This window comes from Kribbella sp. NBC_00662 (genome assembly GCF_041430295.1).
GTDB lineage: Bacteria > Actinomycetota > Actinomycetes > Propionibacteriales > Kribbellaceae > Kribbella.
Genome location: NZ_CP109029.1, coordinates 6682784 through 6706539 on the forward strand (window position 1 = coordinate 6682784; position 23756 = coordinate 6706539).

The window sequence follows — 23756 nt, forward strand, 5'->3', positions numbered from 1 at the left end:
AGCCTCTCTCGGACGGCGGGTGACCGCCAGGGTTGTCGAGGAAGTGCCGAACGCAACTACACCGTCCTAGCACCCTGGCCAGCCCCAAAGTCCCTCAGCGGCTCGGGCGCCTCGGACACGGGAACGAGAGCGATCCCATCGGCGGCGATGCGGAAGTCCCGCACCCTCGACTCGTGGTCTGTGGCCCGTGTCTTCAGCACCGTGAGCGTGCGCGACATCAGCCCGGTGACATCTCTGTACTGCAGCAGTACGACGTTGTCGGACAGGTGCGACGCCGCGACGTCCGAGAGTCTGGTCACCCCGAACAGGTCCGGTAGCTCGTAGGTCATCATGAGGCTCGCTCCATGCCGCGAGGATCTGTGGAGCAGCGAGTAGAGGTACTCCCTGAAACGCATGTCATCGGGTGCCGCGGCCTGCAGGTCGGCGAGGCTGTCCAGGAGCACCCTGCGGGCCCCGGTGGTCTCCATCGTGTCCAGGAGCTCGTACACCCACTGATCGACATTGAGGTCGACAGGGCTGCGGTACATGAGTGTCAGGTTGTCGGCCTTCATCGACCAGCCGAACTGCGACGCCGTACGCTCCAGCTGGGACGGATGCTCCTGCATCGTCGCGATGATGGCGTGTTCGCCGTGGTTGACGGCGTAAAAGGCGAAATGCAGCCCCATCACCGTCTTCCCGATTCCGGTCGGGCCTGCCACCAAGGTCGACGAACCCGACCGATAGCCGTCCTCCATCATCTCGTCGAGGGCCTGGATGCCCGACGGAATCCGCTCGCCGCGCAGTTCGTAGTCCCTCGGATCAGCGGGGTCGGCGAGCCGGGGATAGACGGTGATGCCGTCCTCCGACAGGCGGTAGGAATGCGTCCCGGCCAGGAAGGCGCCGCCCCGGAGCTTGTGTACCTGGAGAGCCCGGGACATGCGTGCGGCGGAATGAACGCTTTTCAGCGCGATGATCGCATCGGCCACAGCGAACTCGGGCGAGCGCTCGATCTCGTCCTCCTGGTACTCCCCGACCCATACCGAGGTCGCCGGAAAGGCGCTCAGCATGCCGGCGAGATCGTGCAGGAACGGACGGAAGCCACCGTTCCGCCCGGCGTAGGGATGCATCGCCTTGAAGCTGTCGATCACGATCATGGCCGGCCGCCGGATCCGGATGAGCTCGCGCACGCGGACGAGAACTCCTTGCAGGCCCTGGTCGCGGAGCGTTCCGCCGAGATCCTCGTACCAGACACTCCGCCCGACCGCCGCGGGGTCGAAGAACGACAGCGTCTGACCGTACCGGAGAAGCTTCTCCAGTGGCTCGGAGACGGTGGAAAGGTACAGGGCCGGCTGCTCAGGGGTGGCGTTGGCGAACACCCACTGCTGGGCCATGATCGTCTTGCCGGCACCAGGTGCGCCCATCACCAGGATGATCGCGTTGCGTGGCAGTCCGCCGCCCAGAACGACATCGAGCAGAGCCGATCCAGACGTCATCCGGTCGTTCATGGCCCGGAGTCCACAACGGCGCTCGAGCGCAGGTAGGCGCTCTGTCCCAAGAGATCCCGGACGACCGACACCAGTCGCAGCGGCTCGAGCGGTTTCTTCAGAAACGCGGCGGCACCGGCCTCCAATGCCTCGTCGCGGAGGTCGAGTGTCGAGATCGCCAGCACCGGTACGTCGAAGTGGCGTCGCAACTGGGCGCAGAGCCGCAGGCCCTGCGCGCCCGAGATCATCAGATCGATCACGACGAGATCCGGCGTCTTCCGGACGGCTTCGGCCAGGGCCTGCTCGGCGGTCGAGATGACCGTGACGCCGTATCCTTCCGTCCGCAGGAAGTAGTCGGAGAAGTCGGCAGCGAAGGGATCCTGCTCGGCCAGCAGGATGAGCAGCCCGCCGCCACCGGGGATCTTCACAGACTCCAGCGGTACGCCGCTGGCCAACCGGCCCTGCAGCAGCCGGTACGCGTCACCGACGGACGTTCCGTCCGACAACCGATCGCCGACGAAGCGCAGTTGCTCGACCTGCAACCGCGAGTACAGGCGGTGTCCGCCCGGACTCCGCTCGGGCACCACGACGCCGTACCGTTCCTCCCAGGTCCGGATCGTTGCCGCCGGGATGCCGAGCATCCGCACGACGGCTCCGATGCTGTAGACCGGATGATCAGGCATGGGAAGAACGCATCTCCTGGTCTGTACGACACGCGTTCTCGCGGCGAACAACCGCCGGGGAGGCTCCGGGTGGCTGCACCCGTGTCCGGAGCGTCTCATCACTGGGCACGACTGCTAGGACATCGTTGCCAGGCTACCCCATTTCCCGAGCGGGGCGGTGGACTACAAGTTTCCGGGATGACGACGCCAGGCCCGTGACCGAGACTCGGAACCGCACGCTTGCCTGAAGTGGGGCACCGAGAAGTGGAAAGGCGAACCGTGAAGCTGCAACCGAAGGCCTGGCAGGTGCCATTGCGAGTCAGCACGGGCGCGTTCATCCTCAATTCCGGTCTGGCCAAGGTCCGCGCCGACGAGGCGGCGGCCAAGCAGACCCACGGATTCGCGGCCGGCGCCTATCCCTTCCTCCGCCGGCTCGATCCCGGCTCGTTCGTGGGATCCCTGTCGGCCGGCGAGATTGCCCTCGGCACCGCGCTTCTGGTCCCGGTGGTGCCGGCCGGCCTCGTCGGCGCGGCCCTGACCGCGTTCTCCGGCGGCCTCGTCGGTCTGTACTTGCGTACCCCTGGTCTGCGGCAGGAAGGCAGCCTGCGCCCGACCGATCAGGGCGTCCCGATCGCCAAGGACGCCTGGCTCCTTGCCATCGGGCTCGCCTTCGTCGTGGACGAGGTCCACGATCGGTTGCGGAGGCGGAGGTGAACCACGTGTTCTCAGCTGTCACAACCGGCGGATCGACACACCGGCGCAGCTACGGTCAGTGGGTACGGATCTTTCTGACCGGCTTCGTCCTGTGGCTCGTCAGCCTCGTCGTCACACTGCTGACCGGCAATGCCAACCTCGTGCCGACGCTGATCCTGCTCGGCAGTTTCCTCGTCCCCGTGACGTTCGTTGCCTGGTCGTTCGAAAGATGGCGGGACACGCATGTGACCGCCGAGCTCATCGTCAAAGCCTTCGTGATCGGTGGACTGCTGGGTGTGCTGGCAGCAGCCTTGCTGGAGACCTACCTGCTGAAACCTTCCGCGTTGTTGTTCCTCGGCGTCGGCCTGATCGAGGAGGCCGCCAAACTCGGCGCTCTCGTCTTCGTCACCCGCCACCTCACGCGGCGTCACGGGCGCGACGGGTTCGTCCTGGGCGCAGCGGTCGGCTTCGGGTTCGCGGCCTTCGAATCGGCCGGGTACGCGTTCAACGCGTTGCTGACCGTCAAAGGTCTGTCGTTGACCGCTCTCGTCGAGACCGAACTGCTGCGAAGCTTGCTGGCGCCGTTCGGGCACGGGCTCTGGACCGCCGTCCTCGGTGGAGTTCTCTTCCGCGAAGCACGCGCAGGGCGATTCCGCTTCAATCGTGCTGTTCTGCTCATGTTCGTCTGGGTCTCGCTGCTGCACGCCCTGTGGGACTCCACACACAGCATCGCGCTCGCGCTCACGATCGTGATCACCGGTACGTCGTGGCAGTACCGCCTCCTCTCCATGGGGTATCTGCCGACGCCCACCTCTGAGCAGGTGCACGTGTTCACGGTGCTGTCCATCGGACTGCTCGCGGTGGTGGCAGCGATGGGGGTCGCCACCCTCCTGGTCAGCTGGCGGAGGACACGGCCCGAGAAGGTCCATGCGACGGTACTGCACAAGGAGGAGACGGTATGACGGTCATGGCTGTGCACAGGTTCGAGCGCTTCTTCCGCGCCGCGGCGGGTCTGGACGTCGACAAAGACGACCTCAAGCGCTACAGCGATTTCGTCAGCGACAAGCTTCACGATCTGCTGACGATCGGCCAGGGCACGGCGAAGGCGAACGGGCGAGACATCCTCGAACTGCGTGATCTGCCCATCACCATGGGGTTGCAGAAAAGCATCCACGAGTTCCGCGAACTCGACGAGGAGATCGAGCTCGAGCCGATCCTGACGCAGCTGACGACGTGGCCACCGCTCGGCGTGACAGTCAGCCAGGAAGCCGAATCCCGTCTGCCCGAGGTGGTGGGAGGGCTGAGCGTCGCACTCGCTCGGACGCTCAAGGTCATCGATCCCGACGTCAAGAATCCACAGACAGCGCACTGGGAGCAGGCGTTCCGCATCTTCCGGCTGCTGCTCTAGGTCCGGCAGTCGACCGCACGTCGAGCTGGAAGACTAATCGGGGGCCCGGTCGCGGGCGAGGCGGTCGCGACGCTCCTGTTCGCGCTTGGAGTAGGCGGCTGCGTGGATCGCCTCGTCCGATTCCAGGCTGGAGCCGAGGCCACCGCCGAGAGTTGCGGCAGATGCGACGAACCACACCAGGACGAACAGGTCGCCGTGCTCGCGCTCGAGGTGGACAGAGCCGCGCACCGCGTCGGGATCCAGGACGAAGTACGCCCACGCCAAGTTCACGGCGTACAGAGCGACGTAACAGATGAGCACGCCGGCCATCAAAGTCACCAACGTCGAAGCGTTGTAGAGACGGGACCGTTCGCGCGCACGCGGGGATTCGTCGTCAGGCCGGTCCCACAGCTCGCCGTCGATCACGAGCCAGGCGACGACGAGTGCGACCGAGGCGATCGTCGCGATGACCAGGCGCCACCACGACATCGAGCCCGCCAGCTGCCAGACCGTGGAGTTGATTGTCGCCACGGCTCCAGTCGCCAGCGCCGCGACCAGCGCAGACTTCAACCCGGGCACCAATAGCCACGGACGGTTGGCGAGCACCATGCCCAGGAGCAGACGCCAGCGGCCGCGCAGCCGCGGCAGGGACACGCGGCGCGCATCGTTCGTGTTCGGATCCGCCATGCCGTCGACCAGCGAGCGCACCGCCCGACGCGCCCGGGCGTGCATCCGGAATCCACCTAACGCGGGCAGAGAGAGCACCGCGGTCCGCTGGTCTGAATCGATCTCGACCAGCAGGTGCCGGCCCTCGTGGTCGTGGAGTGGAAGTTCGGTCAGACCGACGACGAGGTCCCAGTCCCGTTGATGAGCCCGTTTCTGCAGCCGACCGATCGCAGCGTCGACGTCCTCGGAGCCTGTGGTGAACGGCTCACTCACGACGGTGATGTCCCACGTGGCGCTGCCATCGACCGGGCCAAGGTCAGTCAGGCGTTGCGCGACCGCGGTCGGTGCGGCTGGATCAGCGACAAGCCCCACCCGGATCGAGTCCATACCGGTTCGGTACCCACGACTCCGATGCACACACCGACGACGTCCGCAGCGGCGAGCGCGGGCCGAGGAGAAGTCGCAACTCAGTCGTTCAGGCGTTCTACCGATCCGCCGGGGACGAGTTGGGCGGGGAGGTAGCGGACGACGGGTGAACCCGGCAGCGGGGGGCCGGAGTTGTCGAGGCGGCGGCGGAGCAGGTCGGCGGCGCTGGTTGCGATGTCCTCAGTGGGCTGGGCGATGACGGTGAGGCGCGGGACCGTGGCCTGTGCGAGCTCGGCGCCGTCGAAGCCGACCAGTGAGATGTCGCGGCCCAGGCGGAGGCCTGACTCGTTGATCGCGATCAGGGCGCCGAGTGTGAGCTCGTAGTTGGCGCAGAAGATCGCGGTCGGTCGGTTGCGCATGGCAAGGAAGCCGCTGATCGAGTCATGTCCGGTGCGAACGACGAGCGGACCGCGCGCCTCGTACTCCGGGGACAGGTCGACGCCCGCCTCCGCGAGCCGTTCGGTGAAACCCGACGCCCGCAGACGCATGGTGGACACCGACGGATGCCCGGTCACGATGGCGATACGCCGATGCCCGTGATCCAGCAGCAGACGAGCAGCCATCGCGCCCGCACCGGCATTGTCGAGAAAGACCCCATCGGTGTGGAGTTCGTCCGCCGCCCAGTCGATGAGCACCACCGGCACCCGCTGCATCGCCGTACGGAGCGGCTCGATGTCATGACCGGACGGTACGGCGATGATGCCGTCCACCATCTGGCTCAGCAACAGCCCCACCGTGTCCTCCTGGCCCGACGGGCTGGCGGCAACGATGACGTTGATACCCGCAGACCTGAGGGCAGCCTCGACCCCGGCGATGATCGTCAGGTGGAAATCGTTGTTGAGCGCCGGCAGGACGACGCCGATCGTTCCCGATCGCCTCGATCGTAGGCCGCGGGCCATCGCATTCGGGCGGAAGTCCAGCGCGGCCGCCGCAGCCTCGATGGCGACGCGGTTCGATTCGAGCACGGTTCGGCCGTTGAAGTACTTCGAGATTGTGGCGAGAGACAGACCCGTCTCGCGCTGGATGTCCTTGTAGGTGGCCATCGCCCTCCTCTTATCCCCGCACGCCAGGCGACCAGGAGCACGAATCGTATCGTCTGGTCGGCTCCAAGTAAGCACATAACGCGAGAGAACCTCCGAAATCTCGCGTTGATCTGATCGTAGACAGGGCGAAACGTTACGTGCTAACTTGCCTGACAAGTTGACTGGTGAGTCGGATATGCAGCCGCGCATGACAGGTTCGATGAGGAGTTCTCTGGTGTTGATCGAGTCCAATCCCGTGGCGAACGCCAGTGCCGAGGGCAATGCCGCCGATCGCCTCGAGTGGTTCCGCGACCTCGGGCTGGGGTTGTTCATCCACTGGAGCGTCGACACGCAACTCGGCTCGGACGTGAGCCATCCACTCGTCGGCGCGTCCGAGGATTTCGTCGAGCGGTACTACGACGAGCTCCCCCGGCGCTTCCGTCCGCGGCGCTTCGACCCCACCGAGTGGGCCGAGCTCGCCGACCTCGCGGGGATCCGGTACGTCGTGTTCACCACCAAGCACCACAACGGGTTCTGCATGTTCCGCACGGCCACGACCGAGCGCCATGTCGGCAACACCCCGTTCGGCCGGGACACGACCGCGGAGATCCTCGCTGCCTTCCGGGAGCACGACATCGCCGCCGGCGTCTACTTCTCCCCCGACGACTTCGCTTGGCTCTGGGAGAACGGCATACCGATCCAGCGGTCGATCCCGAGCGTGCAACCGGCCGCGAATCCCGGGCTGATGGACCTGTCGAAGGCCCAGATCACCGAACTGCTGACCGAATTCGGTCCGGTCGATCTGGTCTTCTTCGACGGCGAGGCCGAAGGGCTGCGCGAACACGCGTGGGAGACAGATCCCAGTGTCGTGGTGACCCGCGGAGCGCTGCCCACCCCGGAGCAGTACATCCCGGGCCAGCCGATCGACGGCGCCTGGGAATCCAATCTCACCATGGGCACGCAGTGGACCTACAAACCGACGAACGAGACCTACAAGTCCGGGACCCGGTTGATCGAGATCCTGATCGAGACCCGGGCCAAGGGCGGCAACCTGCTGCTGAACATCGGCCCGAAGCCGGACGGAACGATTCCCGTCGAGCAGGAGGGAAGGCTCCAGGAGCTCGGACTGTGGATGTTCGTCAACCGCGAGGCGATCTACGCCACCCGTCCATGGGTCGTCACGAATGAGGGCGACCTCTGGTTCACGGCGTCGAAGGACGCGAAGACCGTGTACGTCATCGTCACCGGCGAGCGCTGGAAGTGGGGCGAACGGCGGGAGTTCGTACTCCGATCCATCAAGGCCACCGAGCTCACCGAGGTGTCCATCCTCGGGCAGAGCGGACAGCTGATGGAGTACCGGCCGGAGCTCGACACGACTCCGCGCTGGGAGCAGACCGAGGCCGGTCTCGTGGTCTCGGCTCTGAACGCCCAGCGGCTGTACAACGACAAGAAGTGGCCCAACCCGACCGTCATCAAGCTGACCAATGTGGAAGCGGCCGCCGAACCGACCCGGATCGCCACGGTCGACGCTTCGTGGGACGAGGCCAGCTCGACGGTCTCGGTCGGGGTGGCAGTTCTGGCCCGCGGGTCGTCCGAGTCGGTGCTGCTCGGAGCGGAGTACCAGGACATCACCGGCATGGACACCATGGAACGCCCGGACGAGTGGACACCCACCGACCTCGTCCCCGAGACGGACAGCGGCGTACGCGCCGCATTCCCAGCAGAGCCCGGCCGGCTCTATGCCGTCCGTGCGCTCGGCCGGACCGCGCTTCTCGACGTACGAGGCCCGGAGCTGAAGATCCGCACATCAGGTACTGCGAGCAACTGACGCCTCTCAGGCTCGGCATGAACACGGCATCACACGGTTCGACATTGTCATCGAGGAGGAATGATGCATGTACCAAGCCTTCCTGCGAAAGCGGGAATGAGCCGGCGGACGTTCTTGCGGGCGGCGGGTGCGACCGCGTTCGCGGCCACCGGGGCGAGTGCCCTCGCAGCGTGCTCGTCGTCGAGCCCGACCACGACCTCGCTGGTCGAGTCCAAGCTCTACCCCGCCGCCGGCGCCCAGAAGCTCAACGACAGCTTCGACTGGGGGAAGTCGGTCGTGGCCGACCCGAAGTCCTCGGTGACCATCACCGTGGCGCACTCGTGGTCCCCGGCGGACTTCGTCCGTCAGCAGCAGTTCGACTACTTCTTCCAGAAGCGTCATCCGAACATCAAGATCGTCGCCGAGAACGCCGGCGACAGTTCGGCCGACTACCTGAAGAAGTACTCGAGCCAGGCCGCGGGCGGCAGCCTGCCGGACGTGATGTACAACGGGTTCGGCTTCGCGCAGAACTTCATCGGCTCGGGCGCGTTCCTGGCGCTCAACGACTACATCTCCGCCGAGACCAGCTTCAATCCCTCGGACTTCGCCGACGTCTCGACCGGGTACTACAAGCGCGACGGAAAGCAGTACTCGGTGCCGTACGACTGCGGACCCGTGATGATCTACTACAACAAGAGCATCTTCTCGAAGGCCGGCGTCGAACTGCCGACCTCGAAGTGGAAGTTCGACGACCTGCGCAACGCGGTCCTTGCGACCACCAGCGGCCAGGGCGGCTCCAAGACCTTCGGCCTGTCCCTGCCGGTGACGCCGGCCGACACGTTCTGGGACCCGGTGCGCCTGTCTCCACTCGGTGGCCACTATCTGAGCGACGACGAGTCGGAAGTCCTTCTCGACAAGCCTGAGTCGATCGCCGCGGTGGAGTGGTGGGTGGACATGTACCTGCAGAAGGGCGTGTTCCCCTCTCCGTCGGAGTTGCAGGGGTTGTCGCAGGCCGACGCCTTCACCCTCGGCCGGGCCGCCATGAAGGTGGACGGATCCTGGGGAGCCCCGTCGCTGCGCGACCAGGCGAACTTCGAGTGGGGAATCGCGGACTGGCCGGCCGGCCCGAAGGGCCACTCCACGGCCGCGGTCGGCAGCGCCTACTCGATCACCACCAAGAGCGGGAACAAGGACGCGGCCTGGATCTACCTCAACGAGTACCTCTCGACGTCCGGCCAGGTGTTCATGTTCGCCAGCACCGGCAAGGGCAACATGACGAGGAAGTCGGCCTGGCCGGCATATCTCAAGTCGGAGGCCGCACCGGAGGGCGCCGACGCCATCTACCGTGCGCTCAACACCTACGCGACCAGCAAGGGTGTCGTGTTCGGTCCGGCGACGCCGCAGATCACCAACGCGGCGACCCCGATCTGGGATCAGGTGATGGGGAAGTCGCTCGGCGTCCCGGACGCGTGCAAGAAGATCGCGGAGGCGATCCAGCCGCTGCTGAAGAAGAACGTCGCGGGCTGAGACGAGAATCGGCATGGCACAGGTCGCTCCCGCACTCGAGACGGGGACACAGGGGACACAGGGGACTCGGCGGCGCACCAGCAAACTGGCGCGCCGCGAGGCCCGGGCCTTCTACGGTTTCGCGTCCCCGTGGATCATCGGCTTCATCCTGTTCGGTGGCGGCCCGGTCGTTGCCGCACTCCTGTTGAGCTTCGCCCACTGGTCGCTGCTGTCCACGCCCAGCTGGGCGGGCTTTGCGAACTACCACAAGATGTTCGCGGATCCCCTGTTCTACAAGTCGATCGTCAACACGATCTACTTCGGCGCCGGCTCGGTGTGCCTCGGAGTGGTGACGAGCTTCCTGCTCGCGATCCTGCTCAACCAGAAGGTGCGCGGGCTCGGGTTCTTCCGCACCGTCTTCTATCTGCCTTCTGTCGTGGCCGGCGTCGCCACCGCGATCCTGTGGGTCAACATCCTGCAACCCGACTCCGGCCTCATCAACAGCTTCCTGAGGTTCTTCGGCATCAAGGGACCGGGCTGGCTGGTCGACGAGCACTGGGCGATCCCGGGTCTCATCCTGATGTCGGTGTGGGGCGCGGGCAACACCATCGTCATCTACCTGGCCGGTCTCCAAAGCATCTCCCCCACGCTGTACGAAGCTGCCCGCATCGACGGCGCCGGATGGTGGAGCCGGTTCTGGCACGTCACCGTTCCGATGATGTCGCCGGTCATCTTCTTCAACGTCGTGACGAGTCTGATCGCCAGCTTGCAGGCCTACACGCTGGTCCTGGTCATGACCGAGGGCGGACCGAACAACGCGACTCTGATGCTGGGTCTCTACATCTACCGTCAGGCGTTCGAGTACTTCGATATGGGTTACGCGGCCGCCCTGTCGTGGGCGATGTTCGCCCTCATCGGCGTGGCGACCGCCCTGCAGTTCGTACTCGCTCGCCGCTGGGTGCACTACGACGCCTGACCCGACCATGGATCGGAGCTCCACCATGACCTTGACAGCGACGCCGCCCAGCCAAGCCCGGCCGGTGCAACGCCGGCCACACACGCCCAGTCAGAACTCCGTCGCGCGAGTCCAGAAGACCAGCACCTACATCCTGCTGATCGCCGGCACCGCGGTCTTCGTGATCCCGTTCCTCTGGATGCTGACGACCTCGCTGAAGACCGCACAGGAAGTGCTCGCCTACCCGCCCAAGCTGCTGCCCGCGACACCGCAGTTCAGCAACTATCCGACCGCGTGGACGTCGTTGCCGTTCACCACGTTCCTGATCAACTCGATCATCATCACCGGCCTGTCGGTGATCGGGAACCTGGTGTCTTGCGTGCTACCGGCGTACGCGTTCGCCCGCCTGCGGGCACGCACCCGATCCGCCATGTTCGCCCTGATGGTCGCGACCATGGCGATCCCCGCCGAGGTGACGCTGGTGCCGACGTTCATCATGTTCAGCAAGCTCAACATGGTGAACACCTACTGGCCGCTGTTCCTGCCGGCCTGGTTCGGCTACGCCTTCTTCATCTTCCTGCTGCGCCAGTTCTTCCGGTCCATCCCGCAGGAGATCACCGACGCTGCCAGCATCGACGGCGCCGGTCACCTGCGCACCCTCTGGTCGATCTTCCTGCCGATGTCCAAACCGGCGATCGCGGCCGTCGCGATCTTCAGCTTCGTCGGCAACTGGAACAACTTCCTCACACCGCTGATCTACCTGCGGACGCAGAACAACTTCACGCTCGCGCTCGGCCTCAGCTTGTTCAAGGGCCAGTACGAGACGCAGTACAACCAAATGATGGCGGTCGGGATCATCTCCCTGCTCCCGATCCTCATCGTCTTCTTCCTCGCGCAACGGACCTTCGTCGAAGGTGTGCGACTGAGCGGTCTGGGGGGCCGATGAGCATGGTGTATCTCGTCAGCGAAGTGCGGTCGCCGCTGGTGGACTTCGGTTTTGCGGAGGTCCGCCAGGCTCTCGAGGCGGCCGGCCTCGAGGTCATCGGTCCCTCGCCGGGGCTCCGCGACGACCCACGTGTCACGCCGGTCATCGTCGTACGGACAGCCGGCTCGGCCAACGAGGTCGACGCGTTCATTGCCGGCGCCGACGGCCGGCCGGCCCCGACGTACCCGGACGAGTCCTTCACGATCACCGGCAACGGCGGACGGGTCGTCGTCGAAGCCGTCCACCCGCGCGGCCTCCTGTACGGCTGCCTCGAGGTCGCCGACCTTGTCCGTTCACAGAGCTGGACCGATGAGGGACTCGAGGTGAGGAAATCACCCTCGCTCGCCGTCCGTGGCGTCAAGTTCAACCTGCCCTACGAGCCCTACTCCAACGGCGATCCGTTCAAGGAGAACCTCGAGACCTGTTTCGATCTGGAGTTCTGGCGCGACTACCTCGACGAACTCGCCCGCAACCGCTACAACTGCCTGAGCTTGTGGTCGCTGCACCCGTTCCATCTGATGGTGAGCTCCCCCGAGTTCCGCGACGCGAATCCTTTCACCGACGAGGAGATCGCCGACCACGAGCGGTTCTTCCACGCGCTGTTCGGCCACGCCCGAGATCGCGGGATCGACATCTATCTGTTCACCTGGAACATCTACCTGCCCGAGCCGGTGGCTCGTGGTCTCGGCCTGCCGGCCGCCTTGGCGAACAGCAGTGAAGGCACCGAGACCATCAATCGCTGGGACGCTGCGCGGGCCAGGCAACGCGCCCCACAGGTGTCCGCGTACTACGAGGAGATGATCTACCGCCTGCTCATCACCTATCCCGAACTGGATGGCATCGGGACCAGTGGTAGCGAGGCCATGAGCGGGACGGGCAGCGAGAAGGAGCAGTGGGTGGTCGACACCTACCTCCGGGGAATCGAGCGCTCCGGACGGAGGGTCAAGTTCCTGAACCGCACGAATATGCAAAGCACCGCCGACATCATCGCGCTGGCGAAGCCGAGGATCGATCCGAGTCGCTTCTACATCAGCTGGAAGTACTCGATCGCGCACTGCTACTCACATCCCCGTCCTGCCTTCGAGGACTTGCAGCACGCGTGGGACGGGGTGGATCTCGAGGAGACACAACTCCTGTTCACCGTGCGGAACGACGATGTTCACACGCATCGCTGGGGTGATGTGGAATACGTTCGGGAGTACGTCCGCGCGATCGCCGAGAAGAACTACGTCCACGGCTTCTACTGGGGCGCGGACGGATACCTCTGGGCCCGTGACTTCCAGCATGTCGACCACGGCCACAAGGCCTGGCGCTGGGACTTCGAACGACACCGGCTCCAGTTCCAGCTGTGGGGCCGGCTCGCCTACGATCCCGACACCGCTTCCGATGTCTTCGAACGCTTGGCACGGATCGACCACGGCGACGACGCTTCGAACCTGTACGAAGGGCTCCGGCACGCGTCGAGAATCATCCCCGCGGTCAATCGCCTGTGCTGGCGGGACCTCGACTTCCAGTGGCATCCGGAAGGCTGCCTGACGCGCGACCACGGCCTCCGGACAGTGCTCGACTTCCTCGACAGCTCCCCTATGCCCGGCGTCGGAACGATCGGTATCCGCGAGTTCGCCAAGGCCGAACGAAACGGCGGAACGTCTGCCGAGACTCCCCTCGACGTGATCGCGCTACTGACCGAGGAGTCACGCACGGCCGAGGAGTTCGCAGCGGCGGCAGAGGACCGCGACCCGGCATGGCGGGAACCGCTCGCCGCCTGCGCCATCCTCGACCTGCGAGCCACGGCTGCACTGGGCAGGTACTACGCGGCGAAGATCGAGGCAGCTTTGGAACTCGCCCGCGCCGAGGAGCGCGGTGAGCCGGGGCACGCCGTACGAGCGGCCGAACTGCTCGACGAGGCGGTCGAACACTGGAAAACCCTCGGCTTCTTCTGGAGTCAGCACTACCGGCCGTACCAGATGGCACGCGTCGACCGGATCTTCGGCTATCCGTTCTACCTCGACGACGTACGCCGCGACGTACACCTCGCGCGCGCTTTCGGGGACAACCTTCCACAAGGAGAAGTCACACCATGACGTTCGTGCCGACCGAGGTCGATCCCGGTTTGCTGCCCTCGCGGGTGCTTGCATCCGGAGCACCCATCCCCCCGATCGGAATGGGCACCTTCGGCTCCGACCGCTACTCCGCGGACGAGATCGCCGCCGCGGTCGCGGGGGCGATCCGCAGCGGCTACCGCCTGATCGACTGCGCTGCCGTCTACGGCAACGAGGCGGAGATCGGCGTCGTACTGGAGAGCGCTATCGCGGAGGTCGCACCTCGCGAGGACCTCTTCGTCATGTCGAAGGTCTGGAACGATGCGCACGCCCCCGCGGACGCTGTGGGCTCTGTCCAAAGGTCGTTGCGACAGCTCCGACTCGAGTACCTCGACGCCGTGTTCGTGCATTGGCCCTTCCCCAACCATCACCCGCCGCACGCGGCGGCCGAGATGCGCGACCCGCTGGCCACGCCGTACGTGCATGAGCGGTACATGGAGCTGTGGCACGCGCTCGAGAACCTCGTCGACGCCGGCCTGGTGCGCCACCTCGGTACGTCGAACGTGACGATCCCGAAGCTCGAGCTCATCCTCCGCGACGCCCGCATCGCTCCCGCTCTCATCGAGATGGAACTGCACCCGTGCTTCCAGCAGCCGGAGTTGTTCCGGTACGCCGTGGACCACGCCGTCCAACCCGTCGGCTACTCCCCCTTGGGCTCGCCCTCACGTCCCGAACGCGACCGTAGCGACGACGATCTGGTCGACGTGGATCACCCCATCGTCCGGCGCATCGCAGAGAACCACGGAGTACATCCGGCCCTCATCTGCCTGAAGTGGGCCGTCGCGCGCGGTCAGATCCCGATCCCGTTCTCCGTCAAGCCGGAGCAGTACGCCGCGAACATCGCCGCCGTGCTGTCCGACCCGCTGACACCTGCCGAGATCGAGGACATGCGCGGAGTCGAACGCAACAACCGCCTCATCAAGGGACAGGTGTTCCTCTGGCAGGGATCGGAGTCGTGGCTGGACCTGTGGGACGTCGACGGCACGATCCCGGGCTGGAACGGCTACGGTTCCCCCCGCGCCCGAGACGACCGCTGATCAGGAAGAGAAGGTCATCATGCTCAACCACGAGCTCATCCACCCACCGCTCCTCGAGGCCCTGGCGGTCGCCGGGCACGGTTCCCGCATCCTTCTTGCCGACGGCAACTATCCCTACCTGACGAAGATCAATCCGGCGGCCCGCCTCGTGCATCTGAACCTCGCACCCGGCGTGCTCACGGTGACCGACATCCTGCCGCTGATCCAGACCGCGGTGAACTTCGAGAGCGCCGTCGTGATGCGCCCCGCCGAAGGGGTGGACGCGTCCGTGCAGGAGGAGTACCGCAAGTTGCTCGGCAGCGACGTGCCGATGGAGCAGGTCGACCGGTTCGAGTTCTACGACATCGTCCGCTCCCCCGACGTCGGTCTGGTCATCGCGACCGGCGAAGAGCGTTTGTACGCGAACCTGCTGCTGACGATCGGGCTCCGCTCCCGAGGTAACGGATAGCCCGGTGCCCTGGGGCGGTCAGCTGCTGATCTTGAACTTCGCGGACGTCGCCAGCTCGGCCAGTTGGCGGGTGGTGAAGACCGGTTGCGTCAACGGGGATCGTCCCTCGCGGTCGGTCTTCTTGGCCTGCGCGAGGTTCACGACGGTGCCGTCGTCGTACCGGTAGGTGGCCCACTGGTCGTAGCTGTCGTGGCCCTTGGTGGTCACGACGCCGACCTGCTTGCCGCCGACGTTCATCACGGTGCAGGTGCCGGTCCCACCCCAGAACTGCTGCGCCAGCGTGCACAGCGCGATCGCCGGCTTTCCGGTAGGCGTGGTCGACTGCACCAGCAGCTGGCCGACGCGCTCACCTCTCTGCACCGGGATGATGGCCTGGTACTCCCAGTAGTCCTGCTCGCCGTCGTTCGACGCGTACTGCGCCTGCGGCCACCTCATCGAGCGACCATCCGGGTACTTCAGGTTCGGCGTGCTGAACCCCGGCGGTACTGCGGCGCTCAGGTCGTTCATCAGCGTCACGGCCCGGTCGGCGCGAGGGCCGGCGCTCGCCGTCCGGTCCACCTGGCCCTCCGGCCACGGGTCACCGGACTTCCGCGTCGTCGTCGGCGTCACCGTGGAGGCCGACTGCGGCGTCGGCACCGACGGCGTCGTACCGGTGCTGCCGGCAACCATCTGGCCCGCCGACCGGCTGCCGGTGTAGTGCCCGACCAGTGCGGGACCGGCTCCGATGCCAACCACCAGTGTGGCGACGGCGGCCCCGGCCACCACCGTCGTACGACGCTTGCGCGCCCGGCGGGCCTGGTCGAGAGCAAGCGCAGGGTCCATCGACGGCGGCGGACTGCTGCGCACCATCAAGTCGTGCAGGGCCTCGCTGAGATCCTCTTCGTTCATCGAACTTTCTCCTCTTCAAGCAAACCGCGCAGCGTCGCCAGCCCACGCGCGGCCTGGCTCTTGACATTTCCTGCCGAGCAATCGAGCAGCGCGGCGGTCTGCTCGACGGACTGGTCCTCCCAGTACCGCAGTACGAGCACGGCGCGTTGCCTCGGCGGCACCTTCGCGAGCGCCTCCAGCAACACCAGCCGTTCGTCGGGCAGGCCGGACGGCGGCGCCGCCCGCTCGGCCTCCGCAGACCCGACCGACTCGTGCCGGAACCACCCTCGGCGCCGCTCGGACAGGAACGTCCGGATCAGCGTCTGCCTGGTGTAGCTGTCCATCACCTCGTGGCGCTGGATGCGGCGCCACACCAGATAGATCTTCGTGAACGTCTGCTGGACCAGGTCCTCCGCTCGATGCCAGTCGCCACACAGCAGGTACGCCGTACCGCGCATGGCGTCGGACCGTGCCGCGAAGTACGCCTCGAACGCGGCGTCCCGATCACTCATCTGTCCTCCCCGTCCTTGATACCGGGTTAGACACGCCTACGAGCCCGAAGTTGGTTGCATCCGCCTGATGAGGATGATGGGACGGTGGGTACTTCGCCGACCGATCGGCCTGTCGTGCTGGTTCACGGGTGGCCGGTCACCGAGCTGCACTGGCAACCTCTGCTGCCGCTCCTGCAGGCGAGCGGCTTCACGCCGATTCCCATCACCCTGCCGGGGCTCGGCCGACCGGCGGCGGGCGTACCCAGTTTCAGGAAGAGCGACCTCGCCAAGTGGCTCCGGGACGATCTCAGCCGCCGCGGCCTCACGCGTTTCTCGCTGGTAGGCCACGACTGGGGCGGCACCGTCGCGCTTCTCCTGGCCGCGGCGATGCCGGCAGCCGTGAACGCGATCGTCATCGAGGAGGAGATCCTGCCCGGGATCGACGTCGACGTGCCCGCACCGGGCGCCGACCACTACCCGACCTGGCACGGACCTTTCAACCGCACCCCCGGCCTCGCCGAACAGCTCGTCCCCGGACGAGAAGACGCCTACTACGGAACCTTCCTCCACCAGAGCGCCGGCCCACCCGGCCTCGCCCCGGACACCGTCCGCTCCTACATCGACGCCTACACGACGTCCGACGCCCTCGAAGCCGGCCTCGGCTACTACCGCTCCCGCCCCGACGACATCATCGACGTACGCCGACTCCAACAGAGCCCGATCCACACCCCTACCCTCGCCATCGGAGGCCGCTACGCGATGGGCCCCGCCGTCGCGGCCGGCCTCCGCACCCTCTCCACAGACGTCACCGCCCTCGTCCTGGACCATTCCGGCCACTACCCCGCCGAACAGGAACCGGTCCCCACAGCCCAAGCCGTCATCGAGTTCCTCAACAGCCGTGTTGAGGGCACGACGGACCGGCCTTCGGTTTGACCGAAGGCCGGTGTCGTGTGGGTCAGATCGGCAGTGGGTCGTAGTTGGCGCCGAAGGGGGCGTCGGGGCGGGCGAACTCGCCCATCAGGGCTCGGCGGAGGGGTGTGGTGCGCTCGAGGAACTCGGGGTCGTTGCTCAGGCGGTCGGCCGGGCGGACCCACGGTGGGCTGTAGACGTAGTGGGTGGTGAAGCGGTCGTAGTCGCCGTCATGGCGGTAGGTGCGGTGCCAGACGCCGTTGTGGAAGACCAGGGCGGCGCCGGCCTCGGCGCAGATGACGTGGCCGATCGCGATGTCGCCCTTGTTCTTCCGGATGGAATCAGGCAGCGGGACCCGCGAGCGGTGGCTGCCGGGGATCAGTTCCATGTTGCCCATGCCGGGCACGGTCTGGTCGGTGAGCAGGTACGACACCCGGAGCTGGATCAACGGAACGGGGTAGCCCAGGTCCTTGAAGTCGAACGCCGACGATCCGTCCTGGTGCCAACCGCCGTTCCCCGCGTGCGCCGGTTGCATGGTGTTCCAGCCTGCCTGCAGGACGAATCGATCGCCGAGCAGCCCCTGGACCTTCGGAAGCACGTCGGGATGATCGATCAGCCGCTCGAGCACCGGCTCGCTCTCGTAGGTCCGGCCGATCTGCCCGAACTCGCGGTCGCGGCTCTCGTGCAGACGCTGCGACACGTCGTACGCCTCCGCGGCCTCGTCCTTGGTCAAGACGTTGGGGATCAGGAAGTAGCCCCACGACTCGAAGATGAAGCGGTCGGTCTCGGTCAGCTGCCCTTTGTCTACGACGGGATCAAGCATCGCTCAGCCCTCTTCTTCAGATAGTCGCCGCGGATGGTTGCGGACACCATGCAATTCTGACGCCACTCGTATACCGATAAACATCCAACTCCCACAAAAGATGTCGTGGGCACCTTTCGGCGGTCGTCAGCTCCGGACGCCGCGTCTGGCCAGCCAGGAATCGGTCAGGATCTCGGTCAGTTCGGCCTCTTCGAGGCGGTCGAGCCAGGCCCAGATCGACACCTTGACCTTGAACGTCTGCACCGCGAAGAAGGTGTCGGAGCGGTCGGCGAGCGCGTCGCGGGAATCGAGGTCGAGGCTCCAGAACTGCAGGATCTCCCGCCCCGCCTCGTCCCACCGCAGTCTCGCGAACGGATGGCGCCCGACGTCGACCGTCGGCGAACCCTCGTGCGCACGCCCCGGCTTCGCGCCGGCCAGTCGCCCGGCAATCCGCTCGACATCCCGCCAGGTCGCCATTGACCCAATGTCTCATGACAGGCAGGCAGCAGACGCGTACGGCAGCCGGAGGCTAGGTCCAGTGCGGCGGGCGGATCAGCCGGTCCGGGAGCGTCGTACTGCCGTCGCCGCGGGTCGCGTTGACCTGCATCTGAGTCAGGAAGATGCTCCGCGCGACGTGCGCGCCGCGCAGGTCGGCGTTCCGGAGATCGGCGCCGATCAAGTCGGCCGAGGTGAGGTCGGCGCGTCGCAGGTCGGCGCCGATCAGGTAGGAGCTGCGCAGGTCAGCACCCCGCAGGTCGGCACCGACCAGGTCCGCACCCATCAGGTCCGCGCCCATCAGGTCCGCACCGCGTCGGTTCAGCGGTCGGGTCGAGACACCGGCACGAACGAGCTCGCTCGTGCGTAGCAGCAGGTCGTTGATCCGTGCACGGTGGGCGGTGACGTCCATCGCCACGAGCAACTCCGGGCTGCCCATCGCCAGCCGTTCGGTGTCGTCGTACGCACGCCTGAGCGCACCGCGAAGGGAAGGTGCCAGCTCGAGGGCCTCGGTCAGGTACCAGAGCAGCTCATGCAGCAGCCGCACCACCGAGAACACCTCGAACATCTGCGCGCCCGAGTCCGCCGCCTGCCGCCAGCTACGGCCGCCGAAGGTGACCTGCGTGACCTTCTGGCCGGCACCGAAGCAGTCGTAGACCGTGCAGCCGGGGAAGCCGCCGTCCCGAAGTCGCGCGTGGATGCCGCAGCGGAAATCGTGCTTCAGGTTCGGGCACGGTTCACCGGCCGGCTTGTCGATGGCGAAGTCAGCGGACGCAGTCATCGCGAGCGCCACACAGCACAGGCCGACACACTGCGCGCAGTCGGCACGCAGCTCCAAGCCTTGCACTGGCCGGTCGGACATCTCCCTGCCGAGGCTAGAGCGTGCCGCTGCAAATCGCATCAGCCGCGCCGTCCAGGTCGCGGCCTTCGGGGCCTGGACGGCGTGGCCGGAGTCGATCGCCGACTGTCGGACCCGCTCCGCCTCGACTGCCGTCGTCACTGCCCCCGACTGCATTCTTTACCCGATGTGTGCGGAGCTCCAGAGATACGTGTCGTATCCGGAAGTGCCACCGCCAGGCGCCAGCGTCGTCGCGTCAGAGTCGAACGCCACGTGCTGTCCGTCGTCGGAGATCGCCGGGCCGTGACTGCCGTTACGGCCGTTCACCTGGGTCTGGTCCTGGCCGGACGTGATCCAGTGGAGCGAATTGGTCCTCCGGTCGAGCCGGAACACGTCGCTGAGCTCCCCTTCATCCGTGCGAGTCAGGCGCGCAGTCGTCCCGAAGGTGACGTACCGCCCGTCCGCAGAGATGCCCGTCCGGAAGGCGGCGCCGATCGCCAACGCGGGCTGACCCGAGTAGTCGACGGAGATCAGCTCGAGCCGATCGGTACGGAGATCGCGGAGCCAGATGTTCGGAACCGGATCCATTCCCGGCATCCACCCGATGACCGTGAAGACCACGAACCGCCCGTCCTTCGAGATGGTCGGCTTCCCGGCCTCGAGCGCATCGGACCGCGGATCCACCGTCACACCGCGCGAAACCACGCGAGTCTTGTTCGTACCGCGGTCCCGTACAGCCACCTCGGCATTCGAAGCGAAAGCGACGAAGCGGCCGTTCGCCGAGATCGTGGGATCACCCGACGAGTGCGCCGACTGGTTCCCGCCGACGGTCAGCGAAACGCGTTCGGTCCGTCCGCCCTGGAGATCCCGTACGAAGACATCTCCGGTCTGGTTCGTATCGCCTGCCACCAGGTTCGTCGATCCCGACGTGAACGCCACCTGCAGACCGTCGGCCGAGATCTCCGGCTGGTCCGCACCTCGATCCGCCTGACCGCCGCGGCCGACCGACACCAGCGTCGTACGTCCGGTCCGCAGATCGCGGACGAAGACATCCGGGCTGTTGTTGGTGTCACCGGGCAGCAGGTTCGAAGCGGAAGAACTGAAGGCGACGAACCGCCCGTCGGCCGAGATCGAGCCTTGCCCGCTCTCCTGGTTCCCCTGAATCCCGCCGACCCCGACCGATGCCAGCGTCGTACGGCCGGTCTCGGTGTCGCGGACGAAGACATCCCGTTGGCCGTTGGTGTCATTGGCCACGAGGTCGGTCGCGTACGACGAGAAGACGACGTACCGCCCGTCAGCCGACACTCCGACGCCCTTCTCGGTCCCTGGGAACACACCGCCGTTGCCACCACCTCCAGCAGCTCCGACCGACACGAGGCCGATCGTGCCCCCGCTCCGATCGCCGCCGGCACTCGCCGGTACAGCGACCGCGCCCACCGGTACTGCGGCTACTGCGAGCACTGCAAGAGCAGTACGAATCGGTCGACGGTTTTTGATGGTGTGAACAAGTGTCACGATGTCCCCCCTTTGGACACCTGCTAGATGCAGCCACAAGGCAGGAAGTTGCACGTCGGGCATCACCTGGTCAGAGCTGGCTCGCAGCGCCTTGGTGTCTGGCCACGCGAGCTCGGTTGCCACAGGGTGGGCCGCACCAGGTTTGGTTGGTACGGCGCTGGAAGAACAGTTGTCCGCAGCCAGGGGCATCGCAGAAGGCCAGATCCGCCCGCGGGATCGCCAGGATGTCGCGGACCTCGGCGGCGAGCCGACACAGCAGCACAGTGAAAGGCCGTGGTGAACCGAGCGGCTGGGACACGACCGACCCAGGCGCGTCCCCCAAGAGTGCGACCTCCGGGCAACTTTCCAGCGCGTCGTTCACAGTGTGCGCATCCGCACTCCGCCACTCCCCATGGCCGGCCGCGGACCGCAACAGCCTGAGAGCCGCATCGCGGAGCTCCAGGAACGCCCGTACGTCGTGCTCGGTCACCACATCCGGTCGGGGCGCGGGCAGCGCCGCCGCATCGAGCCAGGACTCGAGATCGGCGACCGTCGTCACGAGCTCATGCTCGGTCCAGCCACGCCGGATGACCGTGTTCGCGAAGTCGAGCGCAGGCTCTCCCTCCAGCCACTCCCAGGTCGGTGTGCCGTTCACGCCTTCACCCTAGGGCAACACGCTAACGGTTTGAAGATCTAGAACCATTAATTTAGCGTCAGAGGATGGACACTTCACGCCGCCGACTCATCGCCCTGTGCGCCGTGCAGTTCATCGACGTGATGGGCGTGACCGTCGTCGTTTCGGCCTTACCGCGGATGATCGCCGACCTCGACGGGTCTCCCGCACAGGTAGGGCTCCTGGTGCCGGTGTACGCGGTCGGCTTCAGCAGCCTGCTGTTACTCGCCGCGAAACTCGGCGATCGGCATGGGCACCGTCGGGTGCTGATCACCGGACTCTCGCTCTTCGCGGCAGGCTCGGTCGTCGCAGCGACCGCCCCCGGCATGACTTGGTTGATCGCAGGGCGAGCCATGCAAGGTGTGGCCGCGGCCATCTCGGTACCGAACGCGCTCGTGCTGCTCACCAGGACCGCCTCCAGAGCAGACCGCGACCGAGCACTGGGTCTTTGGAATGCCACCGGTGGTCTCGCCGGCGCGGTCGGCCTGTTGGCCGGCGGACTGACAACCTCAGCGGTGAGTTGGCGAGCCATCTTCTGGGGGAACCTCGTCCTGACAGCGATCCTGATGGCGACGCTCCTCCGCCTGGTGGAGCGAGACCAGAAAGATCGGCGCCCAACGCCGGGGATCGACCTGTGGTCGGTCATTTTCCAGGTGACAGCGGTGGCGGCGATCGTGGCTGCCGCCAACACGTCGGCGAGAGTCTGGGCGATCCCGACTGCTCTCGGACTGACCGCGATCGTGGCAGCAGTCCTGCTGGTACGCCGCGAGCGCCGTACTCCGAAGCCCTTGGTACCGGCCGGCCTGTGGCGTCCCGGATTTGTTGCCGGGCTGCTCGGGTCGTTCGGCGTCACGGCCACCACCAGTTCGCTTGTGGTTGTCGCCACGATCTATCTGCAGGATGCCGACGGATTCAGCCCGGCAAGTGCGGGCTTGATGATCCTGCCGTTCAGCGTTGCCGTCGTCATCGCGGCCGCCGTGGCAGGACGATTGATGCCACGCAGCGGACCGCGGAAGCTCTTGCTGGGTGGATTGTTGTTGATACTCGCGGGTGCAACGGCTGCGGCGATCTGGTCTTCGACAAGCGCCCTCGTTGCCGGACTGGTGCTCGCGGGCCTCGGAAACGGTGCGGGCGCCGTGGCGGCGTACGGGCTCGGTACTGCCGTTCGTCCCGAGCAGCAGGGCAGTGCTGCAGGTCTGCTCAACACGGCAGCGCAGATCGGGACAGCGACGATGGTGGCCGCCACGGTCGCGGTGGCGACCGCGACAACGCGCGACAACGGTCTCGACTATCGCTCCGGCTGGCTCACGATTGTTGGTACGGCAGTGGTTGTCGTCCTAGGCGTTGCCGTCATGACCAGAGCCTCCGGCTCCCGGGCGGGAGCGGCTGTGCATGCGAGTCGGGTACTGGCAGGGCATCACCACACAGTTGGAGAGGACAAACGGGATGCCCGGCGATGTTGTTGATCTGATCATGCAGGACCACCGCGAGGTCGAGCGGCTGTTCGACGAGCTCAAGGAGAATCCGGAGAAGCGGCCGAACCTGCTGCCGGTGCTGACCACCTTGCTGACCGCGCACAGCCGGGCCGAGGAAGCGGAGGTCTATCCGGTCGCCGCATCCGAAGCCGGCGAGAAGGACGAGGTGTCGCACAGCCAGCAGGAGCACATCGAGGCCGACCAGCTGCTCGCGAAACTCGCCGAGACCGATCCGACCTCGGCCGCGTTCGACAAGGCACTGCAGAACCTGATCGACGCCGTCTCGCACCACGTCGAGGAAGAAGAGACCAAGGTCCTGCCCGGAATGCGGTCCAACCTGTCCGACGAACGCCGTACCCAGCTCGGCGATGCCTTTATTGCCAGCCGCAAGCAACACCTCGGCGAACAACCCGGCGACATCACCCGCGACCAACTCGCCCAGCAGGCGAGCAACGCGGACATCTCGGGCACTTCCGGGCTGACCAAGGACGAACTGCAGCAAAAAGTGCAGAAGGAAGCAGAACTCTGACAGGAACCCGGGAGGAGGGGTTGG

At 66.3% G+C, this 23756-nt stretch carries 24 protein-coding genes; 13 read left to right on the forward strand and 11 right to left on the reverse strand.

Annotated features, from left to right (window positions below; genetic code table 11):
- Positions 1-56: 56 nt before the first annotated feature.
- Both OHA10_RS33075 and OHA10_RS33080 read right to left on the reverse strand, forming a co-directional pair.
- Positions 57-1484, reverse strand: coding sequence for an RAD55 family ATPase (locus OHA10_RS33075; protein WP_371402691.1), 1428 nt, complete (start codon positions 1482-1484; stop codon positions 57-59).
- Positions 1481-2146, reverse strand: a complete 666-nt coding sequence (locus OHA10_RS33080; RefSeq protein ID WP_371402692.1) for a response regulator — start codon at positions 2144-2146, stop codon at positions 1481-1483. Before OHA10_RS33080 ends, OHA10_RS33075 begins: the two co-directional genes overlap by 4 nt.
- A 258-nt stretch (positions 2147-2404) precedes the next feature.
- On the opposite strand from OHA10_RS33080, the gene OHA10_RS33085 reads away from it, so the two are divergent.
- From OHA10_RS33085 to OHA10_RS33095, 3 genes are read left to right on the forward strand one after another with little or no spacing between them, the layout of a single operon-like run.
- On the forward strand, positions 2405-2839 hold the full coding sequence (locus tag OHA10_RS33085; protein WP_371402693.1) for a hypothetical protein: 435 nt from the start codon (positions 2405-2407) through the stop codon (positions 2837-2839).
- A 5-nt stretch (positions 2840-2844) separates the two neighbouring features.
- A complete protein-coding gene (locus tag OHA10_RS33090; protein WP_371402694.1) occupies positions 2845-3780 on the forward strand; it encodes a PrsW family intramembrane metalloprotease in 936 nt (311 codons plus the stop codon).
- The gene (locus tag OHA10_RS33095) at positions 3777-4226 is read left to right on the forward strand and encodes a DUF1931 family protein (protein WP_371402695.1); all 450 of its coding nucleotides are present in this window, start codon (positions 3777-3779) and stop codon (positions 4224-4226) included. The genes OHA10_RS33090 and OHA10_RS33095 overlap by 4 nt, the downstream gene beginning before the upstream one ends.
- A gap of 33 nt (positions 4227-4259) precedes the next feature.
- Here OHA10_RS33095 and OHA10_RS33100 read toward each other — a convergent pair whose 3' ends face one another.
- Positions 4260-5258 (reverse strand): hypothetical protein, encoded by a 999-nt coding sequence (locus OHA10_RS33100; RefSeq protein ID WP_371402696.1) that lies wholly within the window; start codon positions 5256-5258, stop codon positions 4260-4262.
- An 80-nt stretch (positions 5259-5338) separates the two neighbouring features.
- Complete coding sequence (locus OHA10_RS33105) at positions 5339-6340, reverse strand: LacI family DNA-binding transcriptional regulator (RefSeq protein ID WP_371402697.1); 1002 nt, start codon at positions 6338-6340, stop codon at positions 5339-5341.
- Between the two features lie 214 nt (positions 6341-6554).
- Here OHA10_RS33105 and OHA10_RS33110 point away from each other — a divergent pair, with 214 nt between their 5' ends.
- The 7 genes from OHA10_RS33110 (at position 6555) to OHA10_RS33140 (ending at position 15159) form a co-directional block, all read left to right on the forward strand.
- The gene (locus OHA10_RS33110; protein ID WP_371402698.1) at positions 6555-8147 is read left to right on the forward strand and encodes an alpha-L-fucosidase; all 1593 of its coding nucleotides are present in this window, start codon (positions 6555-6557) and stop codon (positions 8145-8147) included.
- Positions 8148-8243: 96 nt separating this feature from the next.
- Positions 8244-9653: a sugar ABC transporter substrate-binding protein gene (locus OHA10_RS33115; protein WP_371402699.1), complete on the forward strand. Its 1410-nt coding sequence runs from the start codon at positions 8244-8246 to the stop codon at positions 9651-9653.
- Positions 9654-9666: 13 nt separating this feature from the next.
- Positions 9667-10608 (forward strand): carbohydrate ABC transporter permease, encoded by a 942-nt coding sequence (locus OHA10_RS33120; protein ID WP_371402700.1) that lies wholly within the window; start codon positions 9667-9669, stop codon positions 10606-10608.
- Positions 10609-10633: 25 nt separating this feature from the next.
- Positions 10634-11533 carry a carbohydrate ABC transporter permease gene (locus OHA10_RS33125; protein ID WP_371402701.1) on the forward strand — a complete coding sequence of 300 codons (900 nt, stop codon included), beginning with the start codon at positions 10634-10636 and terminating at the stop codon, positions 11531-11533.
- Positions 11530-13656 (forward strand): hypothetical protein, encoded by a 2127-nt coding sequence (locus OHA10_RS33130; RefSeq protein ID WP_371402702.1) that lies wholly within the window; start codon positions 11530-11532, stop codon positions 13654-13656. Before OHA10_RS33125 ends, OHA10_RS33130 begins: the two co-directional genes overlap by 4 nt.
- Complete coding sequence (locus tag OHA10_RS33135) at positions 13653-14711, forward strand: aldo/keto reductase family protein (RefSeq protein WP_371402703.1); 1059 nt, start codon at positions 13653-13655, stop codon at positions 14709-14711. The genes OHA10_RS33130 and OHA10_RS33135 overlap by 4 nt, the downstream gene beginning before the upstream one ends.
- Positions 14712-14730: 19 nt before the next feature.
- Positions 14731-15159, forward strand: coding sequence for an RbsD/FucU family protein (locus OHA10_RS33140; RefSeq protein WP_371402704.1), 429 nt, complete (start codon positions 14731-14733; stop codon positions 15157-15159).
- An 18-nt stretch (positions 15160-15177) separates the two neighbouring features.
- Here the strand turns inward: OHA10_RS33140 and OHA10_RS33145 are convergent, their stop codons facing one another.
- Together OHA10_RS33145 and OHA10_RS33150 are read right to left on the reverse strand one after the other, a co-directional pair.
- Positions 15178-16047: a hypothetical protein gene (locus OHA10_RS33145; RefSeq protein WP_371402705.1), complete on the reverse strand. Its 870-nt coding sequence runs from the start codon at positions 16045-16047 to the stop codon at positions 15178-15180.
- A complete protein-coding gene (locus OHA10_RS33150) occupies positions 16044-16538 on the reverse strand; it encodes a SigE family RNA polymerase sigma factor (protein ID WP_371402706.1) in 495 nt (164 codons plus the stop codon). Before OHA10_RS33150 ends, OHA10_RS33145 begins: the two co-directional genes overlap by 4 nt.
- 84 nt (positions 16539-16622) lie before the next feature.
- Here OHA10_RS33150 and OHA10_RS33155 point away from each other — a divergent pair, with 84 nt between their 5' ends.
- Positions 16623-17450 carry an alpha/beta fold hydrolase gene (locus OHA10_RS33155; protein WP_371402707.1) on the forward strand — a complete coding sequence of 276 codons (828 nt, stop codon included), beginning with the start codon at positions 16623-16625 and terminating at the stop codon, positions 17448-17450.
- Between the two features lie 22 nt (positions 17451-17472).
- Here the strand turns inward: OHA10_RS33155 and OHA10_RS33160 are convergent, their stop codons facing one another.
- From OHA10_RS33160 to OHA10_RS33180, 5 genes are all read right to left on the reverse strand, one after another.
- Entirely contained in the window at positions 17473-18249 is a 777-nt protein-coding gene (locus OHA10_RS33160) for a phytanoyl-CoA dioxygenase family protein (protein WP_371402708.1), read from the reverse strand.
- A gap of 126 nt (positions 18250-18375) precedes the next feature.
- The gene (locus OHA10_RS33165; RefSeq protein ID WP_371402709.1) at positions 18376-18705 is read right to left on the reverse strand and encodes a hypothetical protein; all 330 of its coding nucleotides are present in this window, start codon (positions 18703-18705) and stop codon (positions 18376-18378) included.
- 52 nt (positions 18706-18757) lie between these two features.
- Positions 18758-19504: a pentapeptide repeat-containing protein gene (locus tag OHA10_RS33170; protein ID WP_371402710.1), complete on the reverse strand. Its 747-nt coding sequence runs from the start codon at positions 19502-19504 to the stop codon at positions 18758-18760.
- Positions 19505-19741: 237 nt separating this feature from the next.
- A complete protein-coding gene (locus OHA10_RS33175) occupies positions 19742-21076 on the reverse strand; it encodes a TolB family protein (RefSeq protein WP_371402711.1) in 1335 nt (444 codons plus the stop codon).
- A 70-nt stretch (positions 21077-21146) separates the two neighbouring features.
- Entirely contained in the window at positions 21147-21710 is a 564-nt protein-coding gene (locus OHA10_RS33180) for an ABATE domain-containing protein (protein WP_371402712.1), read from the reverse strand.
- Between the two features lie 65 nt (positions 21711-21775).
- Here OHA10_RS33180 and OHA10_RS33185 point away from each other — a divergent pair, with 65 nt between their 5' ends.
- Positions 21776-23194, forward strand: coding sequence for an MFS transporter (locus OHA10_RS33185; protein WP_371402713.1), 1419 nt, complete (start codon positions 21776-21778; stop codon positions 23192-23194).
- Entirely contained in the window at positions 23175-23732 is a 558-nt protein-coding gene (locus OHA10_RS33190; RefSeq protein ID WP_371402714.1) for a hemerythrin domain-containing protein, read from the forward strand. Before OHA10_RS33185 ends, OHA10_RS33190 begins: the two co-directional genes overlap by 20 nt.
- Positions 23733-23756: the final 24 nt, after the last annotated feature.